20 protein-coding genes are annotated in these 24,181 nt (G+C 60.5%); 12 read left to right on the top strand and 8 right to left on the bottom strand.

All coding sequences use genetic code 11. The annotated features are described in order from the left end of the window. The first annotated feature begins 88 nt into the window (after window positions 1-88). Window positions 89-1,024, top strand: a complete 936-nt coding sequence (locus QSK43_RS21910; RefSeq protein WP_332305257.1) for a helix-turn-helix domain-containing protein — start codon at window positions 89-91, stop codon at window positions 1,022-1,024. On the opposite strand, the gene QSK43_RS21905 is transcribed toward QSK43_RS21910, so the two are convergent. Next, window positions 994-1,755 carry an IclR family transcriptional regulator gene (locus tag QSK43_RS21905; RefSeq protein WP_332305256.1) on the bottom strand — a complete coding sequence of 254 codons (762 nt, stop codon included), beginning with the start codon at window positions 1,753-1,755 and terminating at the stop codon, window positions 994-996. The genes QSK43_RS21910 and QSK43_RS21905 overlap by 31 nt on opposite strands. A 137-nt stretch (window positions 1,756-1,892) precedes the next feature. Between QSK43_RS21905 and QSK43_RS21900 the strand changes: the two genes are divergently transcribed. The 9 genes from QSK43_RS21900 to QSK43_RS21860 all read left to right on the top strand — a co-directional run bounded on the left by QSK43_RS21900 (window position 1,893) and on the right by QSK43_RS21860 (window position 11,087). Beyond that, a complete protein-coding gene (locus tag QSK43_RS21900) occupies window positions 1,893-2,600 on the top strand; it encodes a 3-oxoacid CoA-transferase subunit A (RefSeq protein ID WP_332305255.1) in 708 nt (235 codons plus the stop codon). After that, entirely contained in the window at window positions 2,597-3,292 is a 696-nt protein-coding gene (locus QSK43_RS21895; protein WP_332305254.1) for a CoA transferase subunit B, read from the top strand. The genes QSK43_RS21900 and QSK43_RS21895 overlap by 4 nt, the downstream gene beginning before the upstream one ends. Before the next feature lie 11 nt (window positions 3,293-3,303). Beyond that, the gene (pcaF, locus tag QSK43_RS21890; protein WP_332305253.1) at window positions 3,304-4,509 is read left to right on the top strand and encodes a 3-oxoadipyl-CoA thiolase; all 1,206 of its coding nucleotides are present in this window, start codon (window positions 3,304-3,306) and stop codon (window positions 4,507-4,509) included. Between the two features lie 185 nt (window positions 4,510-4,694). Next, window positions 4,695-5,723, top strand: coding sequence for a LacI family DNA-binding transcriptional regulator (locus QSK43_RS21885; RefSeq protein WP_332305252.1), 1,029 nt, complete (start codon window positions 4,695-4,697; stop codon window positions 5,721-5,723). 286 nt (window positions 5,724-6,009) lie between these two features. After that, entirely contained in the window at window positions 6,010-6,951 is a 942-nt protein-coding gene (locus tag QSK43_RS21880) for a sugar ABC transporter substrate-binding protein (RefSeq protein WP_332305251.1), read from the top strand. A gap of 156 nt (window positions 6,952-7,107) precedes the next feature. Next, window positions 7,108-8,007, top strand: coding sequence for a sugar phosphate isomerase/epimerase family protein (locus QSK43_RS21875; RefSeq protein ID WP_332305250.1), 900 nt, complete (start codon window positions 7,108-7,110; stop codon window positions 8,005-8,007). Window positions 8,008-8,017: 10 nt separating this feature from the next. Next, the gene (locus QSK43_RS21870) at window positions 8,018-9,028 is read left to right on the top strand and encodes a Gfo/Idh/MocA family protein (RefSeq protein WP_332305249.1); all 1,011 of its coding nucleotides are present in this window, start codon (window positions 8,018-8,020) and stop codon (window positions 9,026-9,028) included. A 7-nt stretch (window positions 9,029-9,035) separates the two neighbouring features. After that, on the top strand, window positions 9,036-9,821 hold the full coding sequence (locus QSK43_RS21865; protein WP_332305248.1) for a TIM barrel protein: 786 nt from the start codon (window positions 9,036-9,038) through the stop codon (window positions 9,819-9,821). A 219-nt stretch (window positions 9,822-10,040) separates the two neighbouring features. Next, window positions 10,041-11,087: a LacI family DNA-binding transcriptional regulator gene (locus tag QSK43_RS21860; RefSeq protein WP_332305247.1), complete on the top strand. Its 1,047-nt coding sequence runs from the start codon at window positions 10,041-10,043 to the stop codon at window positions 11,085-11,087. 11 nt (window positions 11,088-11,098) lie between these two features. Here the strand turns inward: QSK43_RS21860 and QSK43_RS21855 are convergent, their stop codons facing one another. From QSK43_RS21855 to QSK43_RS21830, 6 genes are read right to left on the bottom strand one after another with little or no spacing between them, the layout of a single operon-like run. Continuing rightward, complete coding sequence (locus QSK43_RS21855) at window positions 11,099-12,157, bottom strand: carbohydrate ABC transporter permease (RefSeq protein ID WP_332305246.1); 1,059 nt, start codon at window positions 12,155-12,157, stop codon at window positions 11,099-11,101. A 2-nt stretch (window positions 12,158-12,159) separates the two neighbouring features. Then, entirely contained in the window at window positions 12,160-13,155 is a 996-nt protein-coding gene (locus tag QSK43_RS21850; protein ID WP_045021602.1) for a carbohydrate ABC transporter permease, read from the bottom strand. 1 nt (window position 13,156) lies between these two features. Further along, window positions 13,157-14,263: an ABC transporter ATP-binding protein gene (locus tag QSK43_RS21845; protein WP_332305245.1), complete on the bottom strand. Its 1,107-nt coding sequence runs from the start codon at window positions 14,261-14,263 to the stop codon at window positions 13,157-13,159. Continuing rightward, window positions 14,263-15,615 carry a polygalacturonase PglB gene (pglB, locus tag QSK43_RS21840; RefSeq protein WP_332305244.1) on the bottom strand — a complete coding sequence of 451 codons (1,353 nt, stop codon included), beginning with the start codon at window positions 15,613-15,615 and terminating at the stop codon, window positions 14,263-14,265. The genes QSK43_RS21845 and pglB overlap by 1 nt, the downstream gene beginning before the upstream one ends. After that, window positions 15,612-16,706 (bottom strand): beta-galactosidase BglB, encoded by a 1,095-nt coding sequence (gene bglB, locus QSK43_RS21835; protein ID WP_332305243.1) that lies wholly within the window; start codon window positions 16,704-16,706, stop codon window positions 15,612-15,614. The genes pglB and bglB overlap by 4 nt, the downstream gene beginning before the upstream one ends. A 13-nt stretch (window positions 16,707-16,719) precedes the next feature. After that, entirely contained in the window at window positions 16,720-19,245 is a 2,526-nt protein-coding gene (locus tag QSK43_RS21830) for a hypothetical protein (RefSeq protein WP_332305242.1), read from the bottom strand. Window positions 19,246-19,439: 194 nt separating this feature from the next. Here QSK43_RS21830 and QSK43_RS21825 point away from each other — a divergent pair, with 194 nt between their 5' ends. Together QSK43_RS21825 and QSK43_RS21820 are read left to right on the top strand one after the other, a co-directional pair. Further along, entirely contained in the window at window positions 19,440-20,720 is a 1,281-nt protein-coding gene (locus QSK43_RS21825; protein ID WP_332305241.1) for an ABC transporter substrate-binding protein, read from the top strand. Window positions 20,721-20,954: 234 nt separating this feature from the next. Then, window positions 20,955-22,940 carry a phosphatase PAP2 family protein gene (locus tag QSK43_RS21820; RefSeq protein ID WP_332305240.1) on the top strand — a complete coding sequence of 662 codons (1,986 nt, stop codon included), beginning with the start codon at window positions 20,955-20,957 and terminating at the stop codon, window positions 22,938-22,940. Between the two features lie 59 nt (window positions 22,941-22,999). Here the strand turns inward: QSK43_RS21820 and QSK43_RS21815 are convergent, their stop codons facing one another. Continuing rightward, window positions 23,000-24,148, bottom strand: a complete 1,149-nt coding sequence (locus tag QSK43_RS21815) for an ROK family transcriptional regulator (protein WP_332305329.1) — start codon at window positions 24,146-24,148, stop codon at window positions 23,000-23,002. Window positions 24,149-24,181 lie beyond the last annotated feature (33 nt).

Raw genomic sequence — 24,181 nt, 5'->3', positions numbered from 1 at the left:
GAAATTGACCAGTGCGGGTCACAAGCTCAATGGACTTTCTGATCCGCAAATTGCATAATTCGACCATCATGCGGGGAGGCGAGGTCAAATGCGCAACGAGGCCAATGACGGACTCTATGGCGAAGAGGTGACACAAGGCACTGAATTTCGCTTTCATTGCGAGACGCTATTCTCCAGAAGCAGCCTGCATCGTTTCGAAATCGGCCTGCACCGCCATGCCGCATTCCTGCAAATCTTGTACATTTGGGGAGGAGAGGGCGATGCGCTGCTGGATGGTCGCACCGAGGCTATCCGCCCGCCGGTGGCGATTGTCGTGCCGCCGGGTTTCGAACACGGTTTTCGTTTTTCGCGTGATATCGGTGGGGTGATCGTTACCCTGTTGCCGGGCGCGCTGCCGGCATCCGTGCAGGCGCTGCTGCTGCGGAATTTCCAGCAGCCGGTGCTGTTGCCGTTGCGGGATTTCCCTGAGGGCGATCGCCTGCGCGACGGTTTCGAGCATGTCTCCGGTGAATATGAGGCCCGCGAGATTGGCCGCGACGCCATGATCGAAGGCCAGCTCGCCACTGTCGTCACGCTTCTGGCGCGGGCGGCGCGGCCGCTGGTGGAGGTGGCGGGCAAAGGGCTTGCCGAAAAACGGTTCGAGCTTTTGCTGTCACTGATTGCCCGTCATATTCGCGAGCCGCACAAGGCGGAATTTTATGCGCAGAAACTCGGCCTGTCCGAAACCCATCTCAACCGCCTCGTCCGCTCCGTTTCCGGCCTCAGCCTGCAACGCCTGGTGGCCGGACGCCAGATCGAGATTGCCCAGCAGGAGCTGATCTTCACGGTCTCCACCGTACAGATGATCGCGGAAGGTTTGGGCTTTGCCGATCCCGCCTATTTCAACCGCTTTTTCAAGCGGGAGACCGGCATGACGCCACGGGCATGGCGGCTGGCTGAACAGCGGAAAATGGCAGGCGACGGCGTGGGGAAAAACCTGTCCCAGACCCGCGCTTACACCAGCATTCTTGCCAGTTCCCGCTGAACGGCCAGAAGTGCGGGAAGATACCTTTCCACCAGATCGTCCATTGAAGCCACCGACGCGGCAAGCCCGACATTGAGCGCGGCAACCGTCTGCCCACGCACGGTTTTCAGCGGCACGGCAATGGAGCGAAGGCCGATCTCCACTTCCTGGTCGATCAGGGCATAACCACGATTGCCGGTGACCTCGATTTCGGCGAGCAGGACGTCGATGGCAATGATCGTCTTCTCCGTGCGTGCCACAAGCTTCGAGGTTTCAAGGATTTCCCGCCGCCGCTCCGGCGTTTGAACTGAGAGGAGAACGCGGCCCATAGATGTGCAATAGGCGGGCAACCGCGATCCCGGCATCAGGGCGATGGACATGACCCGCTGCTGGGCGGCACGCGCCACATAGACGATTTCGGTCTCGTCCAGGATGGAGACGGATGTACTCTGGCCGACCTCTTCCGACAGACGATCAAGCAGAGGCTGGACGATGCGCGGCAGTGGCATGGTAGCCAGACAACCGGTTCCGAGCCGCAGAACCTTGGGCGTGACGGTGAAGAACTTGCCGTCGTAGGCTGCGTAACCCAGTTCCGAAAGCGTCAGCAGGCAGCGCCTCGTGGTGGCGCGATCAAGGCCTGCGATGTCAGCTGCATCGGAAATTGAGAGGCGCGGACGCTCGGCGCTGAACGCCTCGATCACCCTCAGTCCCTTGGCGAGACCGCCCATCATGTCTCTCTCGTTGACGGCCACGTTGCGGCTCCATTTGTGCGATATACGAACAAAAATCATATAACGCACAAAATTCTTGCCGTCGAGACGGATTCGGATTTAGGTCTCCGTCAGGCAGCCCTCCGGGTTTTTACCGTTCGGCTGGATGGAGGATTGATATGGACAAGACAATCAACAGCGCGGCCGAGGCCATTTCCGGTATCGGCGATGGCGCGACGGTGATGATCGGTGGTTTCGGCGGCTCCGGCGCGCCCATCGAGTTGATCCACGCGCTGATTGACAAAGGCCCGAAGAACCTGACGGTGATCAACAACAACGCGGGCAATGGCCGGATCGGCATTGCCGCGATGATCGATGCGGGTATGGTCAGGAAGATGATCTGCTCGTTTCCGCGCTCTTCCGATCCGCGCGCTTTCACCGACAGGTATCTGGCCGGCGAAATCGAACTGGAGCTTGTGCCGCAGGGCACGCTTGCCGAGCGGATCCGTGCCGGCGGTGCGGGCATTCCGGCATTCTACACCCCGACGGCCTTTGGCACCGAGCTTGCCAATGGCAAGCCGATCGCCGAATTCGATGGCCGCTCCTACGTGCAGGAACGCTGGCTGAAGGCGGATTTCGCCATCGTGAAAGCCGAGCGTGGCGATACCTATGGCAACCTCACCTACAACAAGGCCGGGCGCAATTTTAACCCGCTGATGTGCATGGCGGCGGCAACCACCATCGCGCAGGTCTCGAAGATCGTCGCGGCCGGCGAGATCGATCCGGAACATGTCGTGACACCCGGTATTTTCGTCAACGGCGTCGTGGAAATCGCCGATCCGCAACAGGAAGAAATTCTCATTCGCGCGGGAGTAGCCTACGCATGACCCAGACAATCGACACCCGCGACGATATCAAGCTTTCCAACGCCCAGATCGCCTGGCGCGCGGCGCAGGACATCGAGGATGGCGCTTACGTCAATCTCGGCATCGGTTTTCCCGAAATGGTGGCGCGATACCAGCCGCCCGGCCGTCAGGCGATTTTCCACACCGAAAACGGCATCCTGAATTTCGGCGAAGCGCCGCCGGAAGGGGAAGAGGACTGGAACCTCATCAATGCCGGCAAGAAGGCCGTGACGCTGAAACCCGGCGCCTCCTTCTTCCACCATGCCGACAGTTTCGCCATGGTGCGCGGCGGGCATCTGGATGTGGCGATTCTTGGGGCCTATCAGGTGGCGCAGAACGGCGATCTCGCCAATTGGCGCGTCGGCTCCAGGGGTGTGCCGGCCGTTGGCGGCGCCATGGATCTGGTGCATGGCGCAAAGCAGGTTTTCGTCATCACCGAACATGTAACCAAGAACGGCGAACCGAAGCTGGTGGAAAAATGCGCCTTCCCGCTGACCGGCGTCGGCTGCATCACCCGCATCTATACCAGCCATGCCGTTATCGACGTGGTGGATGGTCGTTTCGTGCTGCGTGAAAAGCTGGCCGCCATGACTTTTGAAGAACTGCAGGCCATGACCGGCGCGCCTTTGGCCGTCGATGGCGAGGTCGCAGATCTCGTCGCCCCGCAACTGTGAGGAAAAAACCGATGACCGATGCATTCATCTGCGATTATATCCGCACGCCCATCGGCCGTTTCGGCGGTGCCCTTTCCTCCGTCCGCGCCGACGATCTGGGCGCGGTGCCACTGAGGGCGCTTGTGGAGCGTAACCCGTCCGTGGATTGGGAAGCCGTCGAGGACGTGATCTTCGGCTGCGCCAATCAGGCGGGCGAGGACAACCGTAATGTCGCGCGCATGTCGCTGCTGCTGGCTGGCCTGCCGGTCTCGGTGACAGGAACCACCATCAACCGGCTATGCGGTTCAGGCATGGATGCCGTTATCGCCGCCGCCCGCGCCATCAAGTCCGGCGAGGCGGAACTGATGATCGCCGGCGGCGTGGAAAGCATGAGCCGTGCGCCCTTCGTTCTGCCGAAGGCGGAAAGCGCGTTTTCGCGCAATGCCGAAATCTACGACACCACCATCGGCTGGCGTTTCGTCAACCCGTTGATGAAGGCGCAATATGGCGTCGATTCCATGCCGGAGACCGGTGATAACGTGGCCGTCGATTATCAGGTCTCCCGCGAAGATCAGGACGCTTTTTCCGTACGTAGCCAGACAAAGGCTGCTGAAGCGCAGGCCAATGGTCGTCTCGACAAGGAAATCTTCTCGGTGACGATCCCGCAACGCAAGGGCGATCCGCTGGTGGTCTCGAAAGATGAACATCCGCGCGCAACCAGCATCGAATCGCTTGCGAAGCTGAAGCCGGTGAACAAACGCGATGGCGCGACGGTGACGGCGGGCAATGCATCCGGCGTCAATGACGGTGCGGCCGCACTCATCATCGCTTCGGCGGCGGCGGCCAAAAAATATGGCCTGACGCCGATCGCCCGCATTCTCGGCGGTGCAACTGCCGGCGTTCCGCCGCGCGTCATGGGCATCGGCCCGGCCCCGGCCTCGACCAAGCTCCTGGCACGGCTCGGCCTGAAGCCGGAACAGCTCGATGTGATCGAGTTGAACGAAGCCTTCGCCAGCCAGGGCCTAGCAACACTTCGCCAGCTCGGCATTGCCGACGATGACACACGGGTCAATCGCAACGGCGGTGCGATTGCGCTCGGCCATCCGCTCGGCATGTCCGGTGCGCGCATTGCCGGTACTGCCGCACTCGAGCTTTCGCTGACCGGCAAGCGTTACGCGCTGTCGGCCATGTGCATCGGCGTCGGCCAGGGCATTGCCGTGGCGCTCGAGCGGGTCTGACAGGATCGCCATTCGGCCGTCATCTAGACGGTCCGGATGTCACTGCCGTGCATATCCTTTGGGAGCGTTCAGCGTCACCTTTGGTATCGCTGCCGAAATCTCCTGCTCTGCGTTGGATTCTATCATGATCCGTGACATGTTTTGCGGGACATGACGGGATTCTTTCCGCGCGCAGAGGTGTCTTCATGAAGCGTCCGACCATCACAGATGTTGCAAACGCCGCCGGCGTCAGCGTTGCGACTGTCGACAGGGTGTTGAACGGTCGCTTGCCGGTGCGGGAGGAAACCTCGCGGCGGGTGTTCGAGGCGGCGGAAAAGATCGGCTTTCACGCCACCAACATCATCCGCCAGCGCATGCTGGCCGATCTGCCATCCTATAATCTCGGCATCATTCTGCGCAAGGAACGACACTCCTTTTACCAGACATTCGCCGATGAGCTGGAGCTCGCGGCACGCAACGTCAGGGACCGTCATCTGAACCTGCGCATCGAATTTGCCCAGTCGGGCGAGCCGGGCGAACTTGCCGCACTTTTGACGGGCATGAAGGGGCGGGTACAGGCAGTTGCCGCCACCGGGCCTGATCATCACGATGTCACGGCGGCTGTCGAGGCGCTGAAAGGCAAGGGTATTCCCACCTTTTCCCTGCTTTCCGATTTTGCCCAAGGCGTGCGGGAAGCCTATCTCGGCGCCAACAACATGAAGGTAGGGCGTACGGCGGCGTGGATGATCTCGAGGTTGGCGCGCAGCAAGGGCAAGGTGCTGCTGTTGCTCGGTGGCCACCGTTTTCATGGCCATTCGCTGCGGGAAACCGGCTTTCGCAGCTATATGCGGGAATATGCGCCGGATTTCGAAGTGATGGATGCGCTGATCACACTGGAAACGCGGCGCCTGACCTACGAGCTTGTCATGGACACCATCGCCAAACACCAGGATCTCGTCGGCATCTATTGCATCGGCGGCGGCATGGAGGGCGTGATCGAGGCCCTGCAGCAGGAGAACCGCCAGGAAACCATCGTCTGCCTCGTCAACGAACTGACGCCGGAATCCCGGCAGGCGCTGCTGGAGCGGCGTATTGCCGGCGTGTTCCAGACGCCGCTTCGTGAATTATGCGCGGATCTCGTCGCCACCATGGTTCACACCATCGAACATGGAATGGCGGAAACGCCGGGGCAAAGATTTGTGCCCGCCCATCTGTGGGTTCCTGAGAGTCTTTGATGGTTTGATAGATTCTATCATAAATGCCACATCTCTTTCTATCAGTCATGATGGTTCTGCTTGCCGAAGACGCGTTGACGCCGGCCCCGGATTAGGACCATGTTGCCGGCATGTGGAGCGGGCAGGAGGCTGATCCACGACAATAATGATGTTTCCAGGTTGCCAAACGCCGCAGATCTCCATCTCCGGCGACGGGTATCCTTTTGCCGGAAAGCGGTTACGGCGCAAATGCACTTGTGGCCGTGCGACCGGTTTCTTTTCAAGATTTTCGGAGGAGGACGACGACATGAAAAGACATTTAGCGATTGCGGCTCTGGCCACCATGCTGGCGACCACGGCGTCGGCTGAGACCATCGGCGTTTCGATGGCCCTGTTCGATGACAATTTTCTGACTGTGCTGCGCAACGGCATGATCGACTATTCGAAGGGCATGAACGGCGTCTCGCTGCAGATCGAGGACGCGCAGAACGATGTCGGCAAACAGTTGAGCCAGGTGCAGAACTTCATTGCCGCCGGCGTTGACGCCATCATCGTCAATCCAGTCGATACGGATGCGACGGTGGCGCTTTCGCAGGCCGCGACTGCCGTCGGTATCCCGCTCGTCTACGTCAACCGTCAACCGGTCAATCTCGACAGCCTGCCGGACAAACAGGCCTTCGTCGCTTCCGATGAAAAACAGTCGGGAACGTTGCAGACGCAGGAGGTCTGCCGGCTTCTGAAGGCGGCGGGCAAAACGGAAGCCAAGGCCGTGGTGATGATGGGCGAGCTTTCCAATCAGGCTGCCCGCATGCGGACAGAGGATATCAAGGAGGTTGTCGCCACTTCCGATTGCGGTTTCATCACACTTGTGGAGGAGCAATCCGCCAACTGGTCGCGCACGCAGGGGTCGGACCTGATGACCAACTGGCTTTCGGCTGGCGTTCAGTTCGATGCGGTGATTTCCAACAACGACGAGATGGCGATCGGCGCGATCCAGTCGCTGAAGGCGGCCGGACGACCGATGGCTGAGGTCATCGTTGCGGGTATTGACGCGACGCAGGACGCGCTTGCATCCATGGCGGCGGGCGAACTGGATGTCAGCGTTTTCCAGAACGCCGCCGGTCAGGGCAAGGGCGCCGTGGATGCGGCGCTGAAACTCGCCAAAGGTGAGAAGATCGACAAGAAGGTCTTCGTCCCCTTTGAGCTCGTCACGCCTGCAAATCTCAAAGAATATCAGGCGAAAAACTGAACCCGACCCCTTGATCGGCATGCATTCGCGGTCTCGTGATTAAAACCAGGGCCGCCCATGAAAAGCCGGTCAAAGGCCGCGGTCTCTTCTCCCGGACCGCGGTCTACCATCTGTCCGCACGACCTCTCAACAGACACTGACGACAAGGAAGCGTATATGCGCATCGCCATCGACCCTTTCATGCACCGCCATCTCAGCCTCAATGATCTTCCTGCCAAAGTGAAGGAGCTTGGCTATGACTGGATCGAACTTTCCCCGCGCGCCGATTTCCTCGAATGGTTCAAGGCGCCGCGCGTGTTTCCCGAGCGGATCAAGGCATTCAAGAAAGCGTTGAAGGAGTCCGATGTCGGCATTGCTTCGCTGTTGCCGATGTATCGCTGGGCCTCCAATGACGAGACCGAGCGGCAAGCAGCGGTGAAGCACTGGAAGCGCGCCATCGAGATCGCCGTCGAACTGGAGGTTGATACGATGAACTCCGAATTCGGCCGAGGCCCGCATCCCGACAAGGGCTCCTGCTATTGCTGCCATACCGGCTCGATGATCGAGGCCTGCGAGGATGCCTGGTGGCGCTCCATGGAAGAACTGGTGCCGATCTTCGAGCGCGAAGGCATTCAGCTGAACGTCGAGCCGCATCCGGAAGACTGGTGCGAGACGCTGCAACCGGCGCTCGACATCATCCGCACGGTCAATTCGAAGAATGTGAAATTCCTCTATTGCGCGCCGCATACTTTCTATTTCGGCGATGACACCAAGGCGATGCTGCGCGAGGCGAAGGATGTGCTCGCCCATGTGCATGTCGGCGACACCTTCAACCACAAGGCCAGTTCAGGGCTGCGCTACATTCTCAACCCGCCCGGGACGCAGGCACGGGTGCACCAGCACTTGAACATCGGCCAGGGCGAGGTGCCGTGGGACGACTTCTTCGGCACGCTTTCCGAAATCGGCTTCGACGGCATTATGACCTCCTGCGTCTTCGCCTGGGAGGACAGGGCCGATGAATCGGGCAGGTTCATGTGTGCTGAGATCAACAACTATATCGAAAAATATCGTAAGTGAGGTTTTTCCCATGACTGTGAGAATTGGTGTCGTCGGCACCGGCGCGATCGGCCGCGACCATGCCCGCCGCATAAACAGGGTTCTTGGAGGCGCAAAGATCGTGGCGCTGAGTGACGTCAATCCCGGATCCGCCGAAGCGGTGAGGAACGATATCGCCCCGGACGCCCTCATTTTCGCCACCGGCGAGGAGCTGATCGCATCGGCGGACGTGGACGCGGTTCTGGTCACCTCCTGGGGCGCGACGCATGAGCAATATGTGTTGGCCGCCGTTGCCGCCGGCAAGCCGTGTTTTTGTGAAAAGCCGCTGGCGACTACGGCGGAAGGGGCAAAACGCATCGTTGACGCCGAAGTGGCGCAGGGCAGGCGGCTGGTTCAGGTCGGCTTCATGCGCCGTTACGACGCCGGTTATGTCGCGCTGAAACAGGCCGTCGACACCAGGATCGGCGCGCCGATCATGGTGCACGCTGCCCACCGCAATCCCGCCGTTCCGGAGCAATATGTGACCCCGATGGCTATCCACGACACGATGATCCATGAGATCGACGTACTGCGCTGGTTGCTAGACGACGACTATGTTTCGGCGCGCGTTCTCTTTCCCCGGTCGTCCGCCAGAAGCCACGCACGCCTGAAGGATCCGCAGATCGTTATTCTGGAGACTGCCAAGGGCACGATCATTGACGTCGAAATCTTCGTCAATTGCCACTATGGCTATGATATCCAGTGTCAGGTGGTCGGAGAAGACGGCATTGCCAGCCTGCCCGAGCCAATGTCCGTCCAGACGCGCCTGGGCGCAAAGCTGCAGAACGACATCCTCACCGACTGGAAAGACCGCTTCATCGCCAGCTATGATGTGGAATTGCAGGACTTCATCCATGCGGCGGCGAGGGGAACTGCATCGGGACCCAATTCCTGGGACGGTTACGTGGCCGCCATCACATCCGATGCCTGCGTCGCCGCGCAGGAAACCGGGGGGGCTGCGGTCATCATCGACCTTCCCGTGCGTCCCGCCCTTTATCAGTGAGGATATCATGCGTTTTGCCATCAACCACATCGCCGCGCCGAAGCTCTCGCTCGAGGAATTCTTCGCGACAGCCTGCAATCTCGGCCTGACCGAAGTCGAAATCCGCAACGACCTGCCGGATGTCGTCGGCACGGCGGACCCGGCGGCGGTAAAGGCGGCGGCCGGGAAGGCCGGCTTGACGATCATCTCCATCAACGCGCTTTACCCCTTCAACGTCTGGTCGGGCGATTTGCCAAAGCGGGCAGTCGCCATGGCCGATTACGCGGCCGCGAGCGGCGCGAAGGCGCTCGTCATGTGCCCGCTGAACGATGGACGACAGGTGCGGTTCGACGATCTCGTGACCGCGCTGAAAGCCATGAAGCCGATCCTTGAGGAACACGGACTGACCGGCCTTGTCGAGCCGCTCGGTTTCCCCGTCTCGTCCCTGCGCACCAAGGCCTTGGCAATCGAGGCGATCGACGCGGCCGATGGTGGCGACATTTACAGGTTGGTGCACGATACCTTCCACCATCATCTGGCAGGTGAGACGGTGTTTTTCCCCGAACGCACGGGCCTCGTCCATATTTCCGGCGTGATTGATCCCGCGGTTTCCATAGCCGACATGCTGGACGCTCACCGCGTTCTGGTGGATGGCGACGACCGACTGGAGAACATCGCCCAGGTCAGGACGCTTGAAGCGGCGGGATACAAGGGGCCTTACAGCTTTGAGCCATTCGCGACGGAAATTCATGAATTGAAGGACCCTGCCGCTGCCGTCAAGGACAGCATCGACTACATCTTCAGAGCACTATGATCGCCTTTGCCGCCCGGCGTTTCGCCACGGCCGGCGCTGGAGCTCGAGAGCAGGATGATCGGGAAAAAGACTGAGAAATCAATTCCGCTTTCACGGATGATGCTGTAGTCTTCGTGTGACAAACAGGCAGCAATCAGGCTCGGGTATTCTTGAAATCAACTGCTTTGAGCAGGCTTTCCGCCCGCGCCATCCGTTGAAGATCGGTTGAATTTCCCCTTTATGAAAATAGACAGGAAAACGACGCTTAAGGACGTGGCGAAGCAGGCGAATGTTTCGCTCAGCACCGCCTCACACGCTCTCAACGGCACGGCTCCTCTGACCATGCTGGTTCGCGAGCGTGTGCTGGAGGCGGCGCGGACGCTGGGTTATCTCGAAAACCGCCGGCAGAAGGCGACGATAGCTACCCTGCGCGTCGTGTTGCTGGCCATGACTAACGATGCCGCTCCGCAGAGCGATCTCAACATGGTCAGCTGGACGATGCTGAACGGCTTCCGGCGCGAATGCGAGCGGCGCGGGATTCGCATCGTTCCTTTCGTCAGCGCCACGAGCCGGCTTGATCCGGTCGCGGTGGCGCAGGCGGCGGACGCCGACAATGTCGATGGCATCGTGGTTTTGAACGACGACCGGCCGCAACTGGTGCAGGCGCTCTCGGCGCTCGGCAAACCTGTGGTGCTGATCAATGGCGAGGACCCGGCCATGATCGTCGATACGGTGACGGCGGAAAACCGTTTCGGCGCGCGTCTTGGCATCGAGCACCTGCTTTCGCTTGGCCATCGCAATATATTGCACATCACCTGGAAGGGTCGCACGACGATCCGTCGTCGTTACGACGGTTATAGTGACGCGTTTCTTGCGGCTGGATTTCCGGCGCCGGCAAACATGGTCGTTGAGGTGGAGAGCTATGAACCCCAATGGGGTGAAGCCGCCATTCGTAGCCTGCTTGCCGAAGACCGGCCGCTCCGAAACGCTACGGCGATTTTCTGCGCCGCCGACAATCTGGCGCTCGGCTGTCTGAAGGCCCTGACGGAGGCCGGTGTCGGGGTTCCCGATGACGTCTCGGTACTGGGTTTTGACGACATCATGCCAGCCGCCTTCAGTGCGCCGCCCCTCAGCACCATTCAATTGCCCGCCGACAGGCTTGGCGGTGCAGCACTTTCCCTGCTGGAGCAGCGGCTTGTCGCCGCCGATCCGTCGCGCCCGGCGCACCGACTGGAACTTGGCTGTCGCCTTGTCCTGAGGGGCAGCATCGCGCCGCCCCCCAAGTGATGCGGCGCGTTCTATTTCATGCCGGTCCCGGCAATCCCTGTCGTGATGTAGCGTTGCAGGAACACGAACACGACGGTGACAGGAGCAAGGCTGAGGAAAGTCATGGCGAGAATATAGTGCCATTGCACTGAGAACTCACCCTGGAAGGCGTTCAGACCCACCTGCAACGTGAAGTTCTCGCGGCTGCTGAGGACGATCAGCGGCCAGAGGAAGTCGTTCCAGCGCCAGAGCACCGAGAAGATCGCGAGAACCGCGAGTGCGGGCGCCGTCAGCGGCAGGATGATGCGCCAGAAGATGCGGAATTCGCTTGCCGCATCGACACGCGCGGCCTCGATAAGTTCATCCGGGATCGTCAGCATATATTGCCTGAGCAAAAAGACACCTGTCGGCGTCGCGACGGTGGGGATGATGACGCCCCAGAGATTGTCCACAAGGCCGACACCGACGATGACCAGATAGGCCGGCACCATGACGACGGTAAGCGGGATCATCAGGGTCGAGATGATCAGTACGAAAATCGCCTTCTCGCCGCGGAAGCGGTATTTCGAGAGCGCGAAGGCTGCCATGGCGTTGACGATCAGCGTCAGAACCGTTGCGACGACGGTGACGAAGACCGAGTTCTTGAGGAAGGTGAGGAAGTTGAACTGCGTCAGGGGATCAGTGAAGTTCTGCGTCGCGATCGTCAGTTTCTGGACGGGCGACATCTCCCGCGTATCGACGCTGACCGGCGGGCCGGGATTGGCCGGATCCACCATCTGCGCCTTGATGCCGACGCGCCGGACCATGGCCATTTCCCGCACCGTGCCGTCGATGGTGACGGTCCAGAGGCTGAGCGGCCTGTCGTAACCCTGCACCTCCACCTGTACGGCGGCGCGCGGTAGAAGGCTTGGCGGGAAGCGGGTGATCTCGGCTTCCGGCTTCAGCGAGGACATGGCGGCCCAGACGACGGGTATCAGCACGGCGAGCGTGCCGCCGATAAGCCAGACCCATGAGAGAATATCGGTAAGCCCGATCCTGCCGGGGCGGCGGGTTCGCGTCAGGAACGTGACTGCATTGAGATTGCCGGACATGGTCAGGACTCCATCTTTTTGCCGAGGCGCAATTGCACGAGCGTCAGCGCGAGCAGAACAAGGCCCATCAGAACCGATGCGGCCGAGGCAAGGCCGAAGAGCCTGAGATCGCTGCCAAAAGCCATCTGATAGATATATTGCACCACGAACGTGTTGGCCGTGCCCGGCCCGCCGCCATTGGTCAAAACCCAGGCTTCATCAAATATCTGCACCGAACGGATCATCAAAAGGATCAGCACGACGAGAAGGTTGGGGGCAAGCAGCGGCAAGGTGATGCGCAGCAATGTGCGCCGGGGCGAGGCGGCGTCGATTGCGGCTGCCTCATAGAGATCTTTGGGAATGGCCTGAAGCCCGGCCAGCAGGATGAGCGTGTAAAAGCCCATATGGAACCAGACGGATACGACCACGACGAAGAAGCGCGACCAGCCGACATCCAGAAGGAAGATTTCCGGCGGCACGCCGAGCATCTGGAAAAAGGCGTTCAGCAGGCCGTTGCGGTCTAGAAACCATTTCCAGATGAGACCGATGACAACAGGCGACAGCAGGACGGGATAAAAGAACATGGCGCGGAAGAAGCCGCGCGCGGCAATCGCCCTGTTCAGGATGAGGGCCGTGACCAGCGCGACGAACAGCGTCGCGACGACGTTGAAGCCGACGAACCACAGCGTGTTCCAGATCGCGGTCCAGAACAGCGATTCCCGGCAGCTTCCGGGGTCCATGTAGCTCTGGCAATCGAGCAGCTTGCTGAAATTGTCGAGACCGACGAAGGGGCGGTCGCTGATCAGCAGTTCGGTGCCACCGGTAAAGGCGTAACCGACGGCAATGGCGATCGGCAGGAAGGTGAAGATGCCGAACAGAACGAGGTTCGGCATCAGGAAAATATAGGGCATGCGCTTTTTGCCGATCAGCCGTTCGATGAGGTTGAGCGGCACCTCGGCGATTGCCATCACGGCATCGAGCGCACGGTCGGACAGTCTCGCAAGCTTCTGGCTGGCCATGCTAACCTCTCCCCTGGCTGTCGAGGCGCGGCAGCGCCAGCTCCGTGGTGGGATCGAATACATGCACTCGTTCGCGCGCCGGCATGATGTTCAGGACCGAGCCTGAAGCGGGCGTGAAATGGCCGGCCTGGTGCACGATGATCTGCTCCTTCTGACCCTGAAGATTGCCATAGAGATAGGTCTCGGTGCCGAGGCTTTCGTGGTACTGCACCTCGAAGGGCAGGCCCTTTTCCTGTGTGATCACAAAATGCGAGGGACGAATGCCCGCGAGAACCGCCTGTCCGGGGGTAGCGGCGGCCGGGTCGACAAGGCAGGGCAGGGACACGCCGTATCCGGCGTCGATTGCGAGGTTGCCGTCGCTGCCGGTGACGAATGTGCCCTTCAGCATATTCATGCGCGGTGAACCAAGGAAGCCGGCGACGAAGAGGTTGCGCGGATTGTCGAAAAGCTCCAGCGGACTACCCACCTGTTCGATGCGGCCTGCGCGCAGCACCACGATCTTGTCGGCCATGGTCATGGCTTCCACCTGATCGTGGGTGACATAGATCATCGTCGTCTTGATATCGCGATGCAGCCTTGTGATTTCGGCGCGGGTCTGCACGCGCAGCGCCGCGTCGAGGTTCGATAAAGGCTCATCGAACAGGAAGATATCCGGCTCGCGCACGATGGCGCGACCGATGGCGACGCGCTGGCGCTGGCCGCCGGAAAGCTGTTTCGGCTTGCGGTCGAGATAGGGTTCGATGGCCAGCATGCGCGCGGCCTCGTTGATGCGGCTTTCGATCTCCGCCCGCTTGAAACGCAGGTTTTCAAGGCCGAAGGCAAGGTTCTTGCGCACGCTCATATGCGGATAGAGCGCATAGGACTGGAAGACCATGGCGATCTTGCGCTCGGCAGGCGAAAGCGCGCTGACATCGCGCCCGCCAATGCCGATGCTGCCAGACGAGACTTCCTCAAGACCGGCGATGATGCGCAGCAGCGTGGATTTTCCGCAGCCCGATGGGCCGACGAAAACAACGAATTCCCCGTTTTCGATCTCGAGATCGATGTCATGCAGAACATGAACGGCCCCAAACGCCTTGTTGAGGTTTTCCAGCTTCAGACTTCCCATTACCTGCTCCCTTCGGGCAAGGTCGTCTCTGCGACGATCTCTTTTTCATTCCAGCCCTCGGGCAAGGGCGTCGTTCTGCCGATAGCGACATCTCGCGCCGTAAATCCGTGAACGCCAGAGAGGTAGACCATGGGCATTCCGCCGGGATAGTCCTCCAGTCCGACGATCCCGCCGTCGGCACTGCGTGTCCAGGCGTTGGCGCGGCCGGCGGCCTCCGGGCTTGGTGCAATATCCGCATTGGTCGGGCGAAGATCATATTGCAGGCCGGTGCCGAGTTTGCCCGGCCGCTGCGACAGCGTGATGCGGCTGAGCGTTACGTTGTGAATGCCCGCCTTCGAGGTGGAAACGAGATTGATCGCGCCTTCCATCGAACCGCTCAGATCTTCCACCACGAGGTTTTCGACCTTGCCGGCCTGACGTTCGGGACGGCGGTCGACCACGGTGACCGTCACGGCTTCGCCCGATCCCCAGAAACCGCCCGGAGTTTCGTGGCATTCGGTTTCGATGCGTGAAAAGCGGATATTACGCATTTTCCCGCCATCACGGGAAAAAAGACCGATGCCACGGTTGGATGCGATGACTTTGCAGTCCTCGAACACCACATCGGTGAAATCGCCGAAGGATTCTGTGCCGAGTTTCAGGGCGCAGCTCATGCTTGAGACGGTGCAGCGGCGAACCGTAATACCGGCGCAGACGCCGACGGCCCTGCCATCCGGCCCGGCGCTGGTCTTCAGGCAGATGCCGTCATCGGCGGTGGATATGGTGCAATCCGTAATCAGCGCACGTCGGCAGGCATCCAGCACGATGCCGTCGGTGTTGGGCAGGCGACGATCGTTTTCAACGCGGACGTTGCGGAAATTCAAATCTTCGCAATTGACCATGTGCAGCGTCCACATCGGCGAACCGCTGACGACGAGGTTTTCAAGGCGAACGTCGCGGCAGGCTTCCAGCACCATGACACGCGGACGCTTTGCCGCCGGGATATAGGTTCCCATGGCTTCGTCGTCGCCAATGATGAAGTTTTCACCGCCCGCCTCGATACGGCCGGGGCCGGTAACGGCGATGTTGCTTGCGCCTTTTGCGATGATCATGCCGCGATCGGAATCCTCGGCGATGACAGAAACTGTCGTATGGGCATAGGCATCGTAGTCGGAAATCGGGGCGAGCACCGCGTCCTGCGCAAGGTGAAGTTCCACGCCACTTTTAAGCTGAAGGCCGCCGCTGACATGCCGCCCGGCCAAGAGCGACACGACGCCGCCGCCTTCGGCCGATGCGGTATCTATTGCCTGCTGGATTTCGGCAGTGGCGTCGCGTCCCACCGCGGCAATGGTGATATTGGTGTGAGCACTCATGATGCCTGCGGCCTTTTCAGGAACACGTCGATCAACAGCAGCATCGTCAGAGCCTGCCCGTAGGGCGTGGGCAGATTGGGAATGCGGCGGTAGAAATCGAGGTCGTGGCCCATGGGCGTGCCGTCCGACACGCCGTGAACGACGCCTTCGTCATCGATATTGCCCAGCACCGCCTTTAGCGCCCGCTCGGCATGGGCGCGGTTTTCTTCGCCGAGAATACCGGCCTCGATGCCGCGCAGAATGCCGTAGGCAATGCCTGCCGTGGCCGATGTCTCGACCGGCGAGGTCGGATCGTCGAGAAGCGTGTGGAACATACCGTCCTCACGCTGGTATTGGCGCAGTGAACGCACCTGGCTTGCCAGCACGTTGGCGAGGAAACGCTTATCCTTTTCGGCTAGCGCCGGCACCAGTTCAAACAGTTCCGGGATTGCGACGGTGATCCAGGAATTGCCGCGCGCCCAGAAGGCATGCGCGAAATTGTGGCGTCCGATAAAGGTCCAGCCGTGATACCACAGTCCGGTCACCGGGTCCGACAGGTAGCGCGCATGGATCATGAACTGGTAGACCGCCTCGTCAATCCAGTCCTGACGCTTGCACACCACACCTGCGCGGGCAAGGAACAGACAAGCCATGAACAGCGTGTCGTCCCAGAGTTCGCCCTCATTCAGCCGTTCCTTGACGACGTGCTGGAAGCCGCCATCCTCGGTCTTCGGCAATTTGTGCACCAGCCAGTCGGCCCAGTCTTCCACCAGCGCCCGGAAATCCGGCCGGTCGACATGTTCGGTCAGGATGACGAGCGGCAGCATGGGCGCGGAACTGTTGATCTGGCGCGGCGGCAGGCCGCGCTCGATCTGCCAGCCATACCATGTTACCAGATCATCCAGCGCCTTCTGGTCGTTTGCAGCCAGCGCCCGGCGCAGGAAGCCATAAAGGCCGACGCCCACTTCCCAATCCCATTCGTCGAACTGGATCTTGCCGTCTGAACTGCCGCTTGCCAGACCTTCCTGAATGCCCTTGAGGCGGCTGAAGGCGGCGGCGACGTTGTCGATCGTCGTCCTAAGAGTTTCTTTCTCGATACTTTGCTGGTTCATCTGGTCATTCCGCTTAGGAGTAAAATGGCTGCGCCACGCCGTTGCCTGCGGCGGTTTCGGCACTGTCGAATGTGATTTGTGGCTGGGGCTGCTCGTGGTCGAAGGCCGTGGCCTGCCCGCCGATGGTAAAGGTGCCGTCCCAGGAGAGAGAGAGTTTGGCGCCACCGGGTGGCGTGACCGACAGCAGGCGCTTGTCGGCGTCGAACGTTATCCGCGTGGCGAGAACTCTTTCGCGGAAGCGGGTGAATTCGTCCGCGTCTCCGCATCCGATTACGCCGATCCAGCCGGCGCGGCGGCCGGGTGATCTGATCTCGCGGTTGGCGGTCGCACCGGTGGTGATGGTCTCAAGACCATTGGTCGCATAAAGTGCGGCAAAGCCACGGCCGGAGCGGGTGATGAGCCAGTTGCCCTCTGTCAACACCTCGTCCAGCCCGTCGCGACCGAGATAGGCATGGGTCCAGTCATTGCGATGATCGTCCGTATCGAAGATCATCATCGCCAGATCCCGGTGCTGCGCCACGCGCGGAAGGATGCCGCTGCCGGCCCAGTAGGAGGGGCGTTGCGTGCCCCATGGATCATCCTCCCCGGGATGATTGACCCACAGCCGCGCCATGGGGTGACCGGCAAGCTTGATGTCCATGACGTGTTGCTGATGGCCTTTGCGGCCTGTCTTGTGGTCCACGACAGTGGAAAGCTGGGCGGCCTCGTTCTTGAAAAGCACGAGCTTGCCCGGCTCCAGCCCCTGCGCGTAACGCGCCTCGACCATGCGTCCGCTTGGCAACTGCGAAAGCGCGGCAAGATGCGGCGGCGGCAGGTAGTCACCGCAGCAGAACATCGGCAGAGAGGCGACGCCACTGTTGAGCCATCCCTGACCGAACGCAACCTGCGCGAAAGGTGCCAGTTCCGTCAGCGGCCCGGCGCGCAGTTCCTTGTCATAGGCTCTGCCTTGCGAACCGGAGGGAACGCCGCCAAGTGTGTGCAGCGCGATCATTTCGAAAATGAGATCGAGCTGGTGGCGTGCGCGGGCGGCAAGTTCCTGTCCCGCCCAATGTTCGATGGCGAGGAGGCCGATGAAATCCACCGGGTAATAGGCGGCCGAGTTCCATTCGGCGAGACCATGCGCCTCGACGCTGTCGAACCAGCGCTCCAGCCGGCCTGCGGCCAGCGCCGCCTGCTCCCTGCCGGTGCGCCCGGAGGCGCTGAAGACGGCGTCCGGCAGATAGTCTCCCGCGAGCAGCTGGCTGGTGTGGAAGCAGAGAACGTGGTTTTCGCTCCAGAACCACATGACGTCGTTGCCTGGTTCGTCCACCCAATAGCGATAGGCGAGGATCGAGGCATCGATCCGCGACCGCATTTCTACCGGCAGCCGGTCGCCATAGGCGCGCACCAGCCAGAGAAGCGGCACCAGAACGAAATCGGAGCAGTCCTCCCGGCGGTCGATGGAACGCAGCGTCGCATCGATAATGCCGCCGATCGTTTTCATGTCATCGCTGCCGGTGGCGACCATCGCCAGGGCACGGCCGATGCGCCATGCGCCGAAGCGGGCACTGAAAGACAATGCTGCGTTCTTTCGCGCGCTAATATAGGCGGCTGCCGGTTGTGGCGCCACCACGCCCATGAAGGCCGCGTCGATGACGCGCGTCACTATTCCGGCTCCCGAACCCATAGTGATCTTGACGCCGTGATATCCGTCCGCGATGCCGATGGTCTGGGGAACAGTCAGGGTGGATTGCCCGGCTTTCAGCACAATATCCGCTTCGGCAAGGGCGGCGCGCTCGTGGCCGTGGCTTTTGACCTCGATATGGACCGGCAGGTCACTCACCGGTGCGGCATCGAAGATGAGTTCAAGCGCCGTGCCGGAAAAGACGTCCCGGGCGGGGCGAACATCGCGTACCAGTGCGGCAAGACGTTTCGTCTCTTCCCGGTCGAGTGGTACCGGCAGCACGACTGTCAGCGGCGTGGCGTCGACGACCTCAAGCTCGAAGAACCAGATAATGTCACGTTCCGCCAGATCTTCGCAGAGCAGCAACACGTCGTTATCGCCAGCCTCAAGGTCGAGCGTGATATCGCGGCTCGCTTCGACATTGCGGATAAAGGGCTCAAAACGGACCTGTTCGACGCCGCCCACCCAGATGCGAACGCCGCCGCATGTGCGCAGCCTGAAATGCGCCTGTCTTGCGGTGTCGCTCCGGAACGTGCCCTTCAGCCAGCGCTGCACATGGGTCGGAACATGCCAGAAACCGGTAAATTCGACGCGGCGATTGGAACCCGGCAGGTTGAGGTGGGAGACCGCCCAGCCGGCGTTGGGCGCGATGTCGCGGCCGATCATGGTTTGCTGAAAGGCCTTGCGGCAGGGCAGGTCGCCGACATCCACGAAACCGTTGATGAAGCGATAGTTGACCCGGTCTTCCGCCGGCGCTGCGATGCCCGGAAACGATGTCTCCACCAGATCCGAGACGATCCAGGCAGCCACCGTTTCGCCGTCAGCGACGGTATAAGTCGGCTGAGACGCTGCCGCCGCAAATGGTCCATCAGTCATAATGGATCGCCTCCCTTCGATCTTTATGAAATTATTTTCACAAATACTGCTTCGCTTTACTGCGTCGATTTGTGCGATTTAGCCGAAACAAACAGCTTGACGTTTATTCTGTCAAGTCGCAAAACATCATAAATCGAATTAAGAAGAGGAGCTTCGGTTCGATTTATGAAAAGTTTTTCATTGGGAGGATGAGCATGGTGAAAATGTTTTCGGGCGTCAGCGCCCTCGTATTTGCCTCTATCGCGGGCCTTTCGGTCGCAGAGGCGGAGACCAGAACGATCACGTTCCTTTTTACGGATGACGACCAGGGATATGTGCAGCGCATGTCGGAACTCAGCAAGGAGTTCGAAGCGGCCAATCCGGGTGTAAAAATCAACTTCGTGTCTTCCGGTTACGATGCCGTTTCCAAGCAACTGCCGGTGCAGCTGGCGGTAGGCGAGGGGCCGGATGTCGCCAAGATTACCGACTGGCAGCTCGCCTCCTATTATCTCGATATGCGTCCCTACATGAAGGATGCGGATGGCTTTGCGAAACTGCACGGCTCCAGCCTTGCCCAGCTTCGCCTGCCCGGCGTCAACGATCCGCAGTCGATCAACGGCTACATGGCGTCGCAGACGCTCAACCTGCCCTTCGTCAACAAGACCCTGTTCGAGCAGGCGGGTGAACCCTTGCCCGGCCCGACCGCGAAATTCAGCGAGATCGTCGAGGCATCGGCTCGCGTCGCCAAGGCGACCGGTGTGCAGATCCCCTTCACCATGGACCGTTCTGGCCACCGCTTCTCCGGCGGCGCGTTTGCTTATGGCTCAACCTATGTGAAGGACGGCAAGTTCAGCTTCCCCGACGATGCGGCGAAAAAATACATCGCCGATATTTTCTCATGGACGCAGAACGGCAGCTTCCCCAAGGAAATGTGGGGAGCAGCAGGCGGTTCACAATACAAGAACATGGGTGACGAGTTCGTCAACGGCAACGTCGTGACCTATCTGGCCGGCAACTGGATGGTCAATCCGTTCCAGAACAAGATCGGCGACAGTTTCGAATGGACGGCGATCAACGCGCCCTGCGGTGATGCCGGATGCTACGCCATGCCCGGCGGTACTGCAGTCGTCGGTTTCAAACGCACCAAATATCCCGAAGATGTCGCCCATTTCGTCGAATTCCTCGGCTCTGAAAAGGTGCAGCGGGAAGTCGCCGAGAATTACGTGGTCCTGACGGGTGCCGAAATCGTCGATCCGCAATACAAGCTGAAGAGCGAAAACGCCAAGGCGGCGATGAAGGTCTTCCTCGACAACAAGAAGAATGTGCCGCAGGCCGCCCGCGAATTCGAACACGCCAAGGGTGGAACCGCCATGTATCAGCAGATCGTCCAGCGCATGAGCCAGCTCATCGTCGGCGAACTGACGCTCGACCAGACCTACAAGGTTCTGGAAGACGATGTCGCCAAGATCAACGAGGCCGTCGCGGTCAAGAAATAATGAGCGGCCGTTCTGTTCTTACGAAATAACCAAGTTTTTGATCTGCCCGGAATTATGCTCCGGGCAGATCTCGCCGCTTGTTCGCTGGCTGTACCGGCATATGTGATCTGTCTAAAACATCACACCGAAAAAAAACTGCAATACGCCCGGCATAAAGCTGTCGGCGAGGCGCGCCAAAAGCTGCGTGCGCCCGCTCTTGTCACGCGTCATTCGCTGAAAATCATAGGATTCGTCATGGCCAAACTGAAGATGTCGTTTTTTCCGTCCGCGCGGTCGGCCTTGTTAGCCTCCGTTGCGTTGCTGGTTCTTATCCCGAACGCGCAGGCATTCGAGCGCACCGCACCGGCAGGCCAGGGGTATGCCATTACAGTGCCCGAACCCGCAGCGAAATATCCGCTGCCGCTTTCCGATACCTATCGCAACCAGACCGGCAAGAATACCAGGGACGAGGACGTCCGCGCCTATGACGACCGCGACAATCCGATCATCGAAATCCTCTCCGGTTTCAATCACATCTGGACGCTTGGGGACGGGAAATGGGCAGATGGCGGCGCCAATGGCGACGGTCCGAGTGATTTCAGCCATGTGAAGATCGTCAATCCTGACATCTGGCGGGAGAACATGCGTTACGTGCTGTCCGTGACCGGCGAGAACCGCACGCACGCCGCCGCCCTCGAAGCCTACATGAACGACCGCCGTTCGCAGGGCTATAGCGTCATTGACGGCATGGGACCGCTTGCCGCCTGGTATCGTGAAGGGGCGGGCGCGACGACGACCATCAATCACACCCTGGCGGATTTCGATCCAAACGAAGTCATCACCCGCAAGGAAGATGACAAGGGCACCGAAGCCGGTGCGGCCGATTCTAAATTGAAGGATTTCGTGGCCTTCATGAAGGTGATCCGTGGCCCGGAAGGTACGACGTCGCCGGCGAAGTATTTCTATTCCTCACCACGCCCCTGGCGCATGAACGACAAGGGTGAGGTGATAGAGACCGGCACCGAGACCATCGGCGACCGGAAGTTTGAAACTTACGAAACCCATCCAGGTGTCGTTGTACCCGCGCTCAAATATGCCCGCGAAAATCGCGGACGCGGCAAGGATGGCGGCTTTCCGAGCGGTCACACCAATGCCGCCTATCTCGCCGCCATCGCTTACGCCTATGCCGTGCCCGAGCGGTTTTCCGAATTGCTGACTGCCGCGTCGGAACTCGGCGAAAGCCGCATCGTCGCCGGCATGCACTCACCGCTCGATGTAATTGGTGGCCGGATCACTGCGACCGCGATGGCGGCCGCCATGTTGCAGGACCCGAAAAACGCCGAGGTGAAGAAGGCCGCCCACGAAACGTTGAACGCCTATTTCACAAGGCGTCTGCCCGAGGGACAGTCCCTCATCGATTTCGCCCATGGCGAAAAACCGAATGCCGACCGATTTGCCGATACGGCGACAAATGCGGCTGATTATCGCCGGCGCATGACATTTTCCTTCAGCCGCGACAAAATCACGGGCGATGCGCCGATGGTGGTGCCAAAGGGGGCCGAGGTTCTGCTGGAGACGCGCCTGCCTTATCTCGATGCCGCGCAGCGGCGTGCCGTTCTGTTCTCTACCGGCATCGAGGCGGGTTATCCGCTGCTCGACGACAGCAACGGCTGGGGCCGGATCAATCTGGTTGCCGCCGCTGCCGGTTTCGGCGCGTTTAACGGTGATGTCGACGTGATGATGGATGCCGCTGCTGGCGGGTTCAACGCGGCCGACCGCTGGACGAACGATATCGCCGGAGCAGGGCGTCTCGTCAAATCGGGCAGCGGCGCGCTCACGCTCACCGGCGCCAACAGCTATAGCGGCGGCACCGTCCTGCAGGAGGGAACGCTCATGGCTTCTTCCGCCGATGCGCTTGGAACCGGCGGCGTGCTGGTCTCGGGCGGTACGCTCTCGCTGAAGGGCGACAGCGATGTCGTCATCGGCGGCGATTATGCGCAGACGGGTGGCACATTGGCGCTCGGCCCGCAAAAGTCCGCGTTGCATATCAAGGGCGATGCGGCGCTGGATGGCACGACGACCCTTCGGCTTGTCTTCGATGACGTCGCGCCGTCCGCGGGCACGCGGTTTGACGTGATCACCGCAAATGGCCTGACCGGGACTTTTGCGGCGATAGACGCGGGCAACGTGAAGGTGCGGCCGATTTATACCGGCTCGGGATTGTCGGTGGTGGTCGAATAGGCCATCGGACTCCGGTTTTCCGGGCGCGGTTTAAACCGCCGCGCCCGGTTGGTCTCAGACTACAGAAAATAACGGACCCTGAGCGGCAGCAGTGCCGCACCGATCGCGGAGGGATCACCCTCTGTTTCGCTGAGGACGAGTTTCGCTTCCTTCGGGCCGACGCCGTAACGGTGTTCGCGTTGAGACGGCATATGCGCCCGTTCGATCATCATCTGACCCAGCGCGCGCGGTAATTGCCCACCAAAGACGATCGCCTGCGGATCGAGAACCGCAATCAGGCTCGCCACCAGCCGGTCCACCTGCGGCATGGTCTCGATCAGCCATTCCTCGACGCCCGGCCACGAGGGATCGAACTGATGATAGAGCGTTTCGATCGAGTGGATGTCGACGCCGTTTTTCTGCAGTGTCGCGATCAGATATTGCAGCGCCGGACGTTTTGCCGATTCCTCCGGGCTGTATATGCCGCTGAATTCGCCGGCATTGCCGTGAAAGCCGTGAAACGGCTGGCCGCCAAGGATCAGTCCGCCGCCGAAACCATAGTTGAAGGACAGGTAGGCGAAGGTCTGGCACCATGATCCCACGCCGCGAAGGCTTTCGCCTATCGCCCCGGTGGTTGCGTTGTTCTCCAGCCAGACAGGCAGGCTGAATCTTTCCTCGAGGATCGGCGTCAGGTCCATCAGAGACCAGTCGCTCAAGGGTTCCGGCGCGTTGAAGGCCCGGTCTTCCGAAACGAAAAATCCCGACATGGAAAAACCGAGGCCAAGCAGCCTTTCGCGTGGGATGCCGTGTTCCGTCAGCAATCTTTCAAGGGCCCGCGATAGCGCGGCAAGCGTCATCTCCCGGTCGACGGGAAGCATCTTCAGCTTTTCCTCGACCACGACGATGCAGCGGAAATCGGCGATGCAGATCACCACGGAGTCGGTGTTGATGGAAATGCCGAGCGAATAGGCCGCTTCCGGCGCCAGTTCGATGGTCGGGCTTGGCTGGCCACGCGTGCCTTTCAACGGTGCGCCGGTGCGCAGAAGCCCGCGTTCCAGCAGACCTTCGATCAGCCGATGCACGGATTGCTGCGTCAGGTTCGTGTGACCGGTGATCGAAGCGCGGGCAATGGGGCCGTGACGGCGGACGATATCGAGAATGAGGCGCTCGTTGTCGCTGGCGAGCGGCTGGCGGTTGAAGATCTGGCGCGGCGTCTGATCGATGGTCATTGCCTTTGGATAGCGGCTGCGCAGGGCGGCGGC

It is taken from the genome of Rhizobium sp. GR12, assembly GCF_036596185.1.
In the GTDB taxonomy this organism is placed as follows: Bacteria; Pseudomonadota; Alphaproteobacteria; order Rhizobiales; family Rhizobiaceae; genus Agrobacterium; species Agrobacterium nepotum.
Note: the sequence above shows the minus strand (reverse complement) of the source record. Positions and strands in the feature narration are given on the sequence as shown.

What these genes read in the sequence shown, in the direction of transcription:
- QSK43_RS21910 (WP_332305257.1), top strand. Translation starts at nt 89, where the DNA reads ATGCGCAACGAGGCCAATGACGGACTCTATGGCGAAGAGGTGACACAA.
- QSK43_RS21900 (WP_332305255.1), top strand. Translation starts at nt 1,893, where the DNA reads ATGGACAAGACAATCAACAGCGCGGCCGAGGCCATTTCCGGTATCGGC.
- QSK43_RS21895 (WP_332305254.1), top strand. Translation starts at nt 2,597, where the DNA reads ATGACCCAGACAATCGACACCCGCGACGATATCAAGCTTTCCAACGCC.
- pcaF (WP_332305253.1), top strand. Translation starts at nt 3,304, where the DNA reads ATGACCGATGCATTCATCTGCGATTATATCCGCACGCCCATCGGCCGT.
- QSK43_RS21885 (WP_332305252.1), top strand. Translation starts at nt 4,695, where the DNA reads ATGAAGCGTCCGACCATCACAGATGTTGCAAACGCCGCCGGCGTCAGC.
- QSK43_RS21880 (WP_332305251.1), top strand. Translation starts at nt 6,010, where the DNA reads ATGAAAAGACATTTAGCGATTGCGGCTCTGGCCACCATGCTGGCGACC.
- QSK43_RS21875 (WP_332305250.1), top strand. Translation starts at nt 7,108, where the DNA reads ATGCGCATCGCCATCGACCCTTTCATGCACCGCCATCTCAGCCTCAAT.
- QSK43_RS21870 (WP_332305249.1), top strand. Translation starts at nt 8,018, where the DNA reads ATGACTGTGAGAATTGGTGTCGTCGGCACCGGCGCGATCGGCCGCGAC.
- QSK43_RS21865 (WP_332305248.1), top strand. Translation starts at nt 9,036, where the DNA reads ATGCGTTTTGCCATCAACCACATCGCCGCGCCGAAGCTCTCGCTCGAG.
- QSK43_RS21860 (WP_332305247.1), top strand. Translation starts at nt 10,041, where the DNA reads ATGAAAATAGACAGGAAAACGACGCTTAAGGACGTGGCGAAGCAGGCG.
- QSK43_RS21855 (WP_332305246.1), bottom strand. Translation starts at nt 12,157, where the DNA reads ATGTCCGGCAATCTCAATGCAGTCACGTTCCTGACGCGAACCCGCCGC.
- QSK43_RS21850 (WP_045021602.1), bottom strand. Translation starts at nt 13,155, where the DNA reads ATGGCCAGCCAGAAGCTTGCGAGACTGTCCGACCGTGCGCTCGATGCC.
- QSK43_RS21845 (WP_332305245.1), bottom strand. Translation starts at nt 14,263, where the DNA reads ATGGGAAGTCTGAAGCTGGAAAACCTCAACAAGGCGTTTGGGGCCGTT.
- pglB (WP_332305244.1), bottom strand. Translation starts at nt 15,615, where the DNA reads ATGAGTGCTCACACCAATATCACCATTGCCGCGGTGGGACGCGACGCC.
- bglB (WP_332305243.1), bottom strand. Translation starts at nt 16,706, where the DNA reads ATGAACCAGCAAAGTATCGAGAAAGAAACTCTTAGGACGACGATCGAC.
- QSK43_RS21830 (WP_332305242.1), bottom strand. Translation starts at nt 19,245, where the DNA reads ATGACTGATGGACCATTTGCGGCGGCAGCGTCTCAGCCGACTTATACC.
- QSK43_RS21825 (WP_332305241.1), top strand. Translation starts at nt 19,440, where the DNA reads ATGGTGAAAATGTTTTCGGGCGTCAGCGCCCTCGTATTTGCCTCTATC.
- QSK43_RS21820 (WP_332305240.1), top strand. Translation starts at nt 20,955, where the DNA reads ATGGCCAAACTGAAGATGTCGTTTTTTCCGTCCGCGCGGTCGGCCTTG.
- QSK43_RS21815 (WP_332305329.1), bottom strand. Translation starts at nt 24,148, where the DNA reads ATGACCATCGATCAGACGCCGCGCCAGATCTTCAACCGCCAGCCGCTC.